At 68.0% G+C, this 3313-nt stretch carries 4 protein-coding genes; 2 read left to right on the forward strand and 2 right to left on the reverse strand.

What is annotated here, in order from left to right:
* Positions 1–56: 56 nt before the first annotated feature.
* Positions 57–1016, reverse strand: coding sequence for a mitochondrial fission ELM1 family protein (locus ACQKDV_RS13630; RefSeq protein WP_427784328.1), 960 nt, complete (start codon positions 1014–1016; stop codon positions 57–59).
* A 126-nt stretch (positions 1017–1142) separates the two neighbouring features.
* On the opposite strand from ACQKDV_RS13630, the gene ACQKDV_RS13635 reads away from it, so the two are divergent.
* Complete coding sequence (locus ACQKDV_RS13635; RefSeq protein ID WP_427784329.1) at positions 1143–1733, forward strand: malonic semialdehyde reductase; 591 nt, start codon at positions 1143–1145, stop codon at positions 1731–1733.
* An 83-nt stretch (positions 1734–1816) separates the two neighbouring features.
* On the forward strand, positions 1817–2524 hold the full coding sequence (locus ACQKDV_RS13640; RefSeq protein WP_427784331.1) for a YceI family protein: 708 nt from the start codon (positions 1817–1819) through the stop codon (positions 2522–2524).
* Between the two features lie 275 nt (positions 2525–2799).
* Here the strand turns inward: ACQKDV_RS13640 and ACQKDV_RS13645 are convergent, their stop codons facing one another.
* The gene (locus ACQKDV_RS13645; protein ID WP_427784333.1) at positions 2800–3201 is read right to left on the reverse strand and encodes a hypothetical protein; all 402 of its coding nucleotides are present in this window, start codon (positions 3199–3201) and stop codon (positions 2800–2802) included.
* Positions 3202–3313 lie beyond the last annotated feature (112 nt).

The raw sequence follows: 3313 nt of genomic DNA on the forward strand, positions 1-3313 counted from the left end.
CAGGGCCAGGCGCAGGAAGCGCGGGTTGAAGCCGATGCGCAGGTAGTCACGCGGCTCTACCCCGGGGTCAGGCGCGCGTGCACTTCCGCCGCCACCCGGGCGGTTTCGCGCAGTGGCTCGATGCGGTCGCACTGCCAGTCCAGCCAGCGCGTCTGCAGTCGCCCGCGCTCGTGCAGCTGGTGCTGGAAGCGGGCCAGCCGCCCCTGTGCGGTGTCGGCCAGGGCCACCATCACCGGCAGCCGGGTGGCGCTGGCTTCAGAAAGCAGGTTCACCGAATCGGGCGATACCACCACCCGGTTGGCCCAGCCCAGCAGCCCGGCATAGGGGTTCACACCGTCGCCGCCATCGCCCCAGATCACATGCGGCAGATCGGCGAAGGTCGCGCGCAGGATCTCGGCCAGGGCCGGCGGCGTGCGTCGCGAGGTGGTGGCCAGCAGGCTGCCGCCTTCGCTGCGGATCTGCGCGGCCAGCGCCGTGAACACGGCCACCATCGCGGCCTCGTCCCACGGTGCCAGCGGCGTCGGCCCGCCCACCAGCAGCGCGGTGCGCGGGCCGGGCAGGCGGCTGAAGTCGGCAAACGCGGCACGGCCCAGCGCCAGCCAGTCATCGTCCACTGGGTTCAGGCTGCCCACCAGGGTCAGCACGTTGCTGCCACGCAGGGCATCGTGTTCGGGCACCACCAGCAGATCCCAGTGGCGCGAGGGCAGGCGGGGGTCGAGGATCTGCACCGTGCGGCTGCCGCGCGCACGCAGCACGCGCAGCGCGCCAGCGGCCTGGCGGCCACAGCCGATCGCCAGCGCAGGGGCCTGCGTGGCCAGCGCGGCGAAGTCCGGGCCGTAGCCATTCACATCACCGGGCAGGCGCCGCGGCGCGAGCCAGCGCCAGGGCGCACGCGGCTGCAGGACCAGCGGGCAGTGGGTGCCCTGGCGCAGCGCCGAAGCCAGCGCGACCGCTTGGCGGACATTGCCGGCACGGCCGTCAGTGACCGTCCACGGCGCGCTCGATCGTTTCACCATTGGCATTAATTCGTTTCAGCCCTGCTGGGTGTTGCAACAGTCGCGACACTCTACACTTCTGATCGTCGTTTCGCCCTGCGCTTGCCGCAGGCACTCACTTCCCCTCGCTGCCCTGGAGATCCACCGATGTCCCATGCGCTCGACGCTGCTGCCCTGGACCAGTTGTTCCGCACGGCCCGTACCCAGAACGCTTTCCTCGACAAGCCCGTGGAAGACGCCCAGCTGCATGCGCTGTATGAACTGGTGAAGTGGGGCCCGACCGCCGCCAACGGCAGCCCGGCGCGCTTCGTGTTCGTGAAGTCGGCTGAGGCCAAGGCCAAGCTGGCCCCGGCGCTGTCCGAAGGCAACCATGCCAAGACCCTGGCCGCACCGGTCACCGTCATCGTCGCCTTCGACCAGGATTTCCACGAGAAGCTGCCGTACCTGTTCCCGCATACCGATGCCAAGGCCTGGTTCGACGGCCCGCGTGAAGGCCGCCACGAAGGCGCGTTCCGCAATGGCAGCCTGCAGGGCGCTTACCTCATCCTGGCCGCACGCGCGCTGGGCCTGGATGCCGGCCCGATGTCCGGCTTCGACAATGCCAAGGTCGACGAAGCCTTCTTCGCCGGCACCAGCATCAAGTCGAATTTCCTGGTCAACCTGGGGTACGGTGATCCTTCGGGCCTGTTCCCCCGTCTGCCGCGCCTGTCGTTCGACGAAGCGGCGCGCATCGCGTAAGTCGCTGTATCGATTTCGGGCCGCCGCCTTGGTGACCCCTGCTGCACCTTGTACCCACCCTACGATTCCGGAGAGTTCCTCAGATGAGCGCCACCCGTAAACTGCTGCTGCCGCTGGCCCTGACCCTGGCCATCGCCGCTTGCTCCAAGCCGGCCGACACCGCTGCCCCGGCTGCCGATGCCGCCGCGCCGGCCGCCACCGAGCAGGCTGCCACCCCGGCTGCTGATGCCGCCGCTGCCGCCCCGGCCGCCGAAGCGATCCAGATCGCCTCGGGTACCTACAAGCTCGACCCGAGCCACACTGATGTGCTGGCCCAGTGGAGCCACTTCGGCTTCTCGCACCCGAGCGCGCACTTCGGCAACGTTGAAGGCACCCTGGTGTATGACGCCGCTGACGTGACCAAGTCCACCGTGGAAGTGAAGCTGCCGCTGAGCGGCCTGAACAGCTTCACCGCCAAGTTCGACGAACACCTGAAGAGCGCCGATTTCTTCGACGCTGCCAAGTTCGCTGATGCCACCTTCAAGAGCACCAAGGTCGAGGCCGCTGGCACCAACAAGCTGACCGTCACCGGTGACCTGACCATCAAGGGCATCACCAAGCCGGTCACCCTGGATGTCACCCTCAACGGCGGTGGCGAGCACCCGATGGCCAAGGTTCCGGCCGCTGGCTTCGATGCGACCACCACCCTGAAGCGCAGCGATTTCGGTGTCGGCGCCTACGCCCCGAACGTCAGCGACGAAGTGAACATCCGCATCACCACCGAAGCCACCGGCGAAAAGCCGGCGGCTTGATGTAACCCGCTCACTCGTCGTGAGAAGGCAGAAGGCCCGCTGGAAAGCGGGCCTTCTTTATTTGGGCGTGGGGTGGCGGCGCGGGAATCTGCTGTTGGTAGAGTCGACTGTCAGTCGACTGCTCTTTGCGGAATGCCAGAAGCCCGCGCTGCGCGCGATAGTCGACTGACAGTCGACTCTACCCCGTCGTTGTTATCCCGGACGCCGTCGTCGTTCGCCCCAGCGCCGTCGTTGTTATCCCGAACCCCGTCGTGGTGTCCGGAATCCCTGCGGCCTCAGCGCTGCGCGATCAGCCACGCGGCGCAGGCTTCGCTGGGGCTCTGCTTGGCCTTTACCGCCAGGCCGCTCACGCGCACGAAAGTCTGTGCGGCCTGCGCCACTACGTTCCGGGCGATCAGTGCGGCCTGCCTGGTGGCCGCCTGCTGCTTGCGCAGCTGCACGATATGCACGGACGGGCGGCCCACCGGTGCGTACTTCTGGTCGCGGCGCAGTACATCGGCCACCTGGGCGACTTCGAATTCGGCCTGCAGGAAACGGTGCTCGGCCTCCAGCAGTTCGCGCAGCGGCGTGCGCGCGGCGGCCGGGTCGGCGAAGGCGGCCAGAGCCGTGTCGCAGGCTGTGTCATCAGCGAAGCGGGTACGCAGCTTGTCGATGCCGGCCAGGGTCAGTTTGCCCATGGAGGGCCTCACAGGTGCGGGAAAGGAGCGCGATTGTGGCAGAGAACGCTGTGGCGCGTTCCTGTAGAGCCGAGCCCATGCTCGGCTTGCCTCGTAAAAGCAGCCGAGCGTG

Origin of the sequence: Stenotrophomonas sp. NPDC077659, from assembly GCF_050268705.1 — a bacterium.
Classification (GTDB): domain Bacteria; phylum Pseudomonadota; class Gammaproteobacteria; order Xanthomonadales; family Xanthomonadaceae; genus Stenotrophomonas.

Bases quoted from the DNA above. Each gene is read 5' to 3' on its own strand.
- ACQKDV_RS13645 (WP_427784333.1), bottom strand. From the start codon at position 3,201: ATGGGCAAACTGACCCTGGCCGGCATCGACAAGCTGCGTACCCGCTTC.
- ACQKDV_RS13630 (WP_427784328.1), bottom strand. From the start codon at position 1,016: ATGGTGAAACGATCGAGCGCGCCGTGGACGGTCACTGACGGCCGTGCC.
- ACQKDV_RS13640 (WP_427784331.1), top strand. From the start codon at position 1,817: ATGAGCGCCACCCGTAAACTGCTGCTGCCGCTGGCCCTGACCCTGGCC.
- ACQKDV_RS13635 (WP_427784329.1), top strand. From the start codon at position 1,143: ATGTCCCATGCGCTCGACGCTGCTGCCCTGGACCAGTTGTTCCGCACG.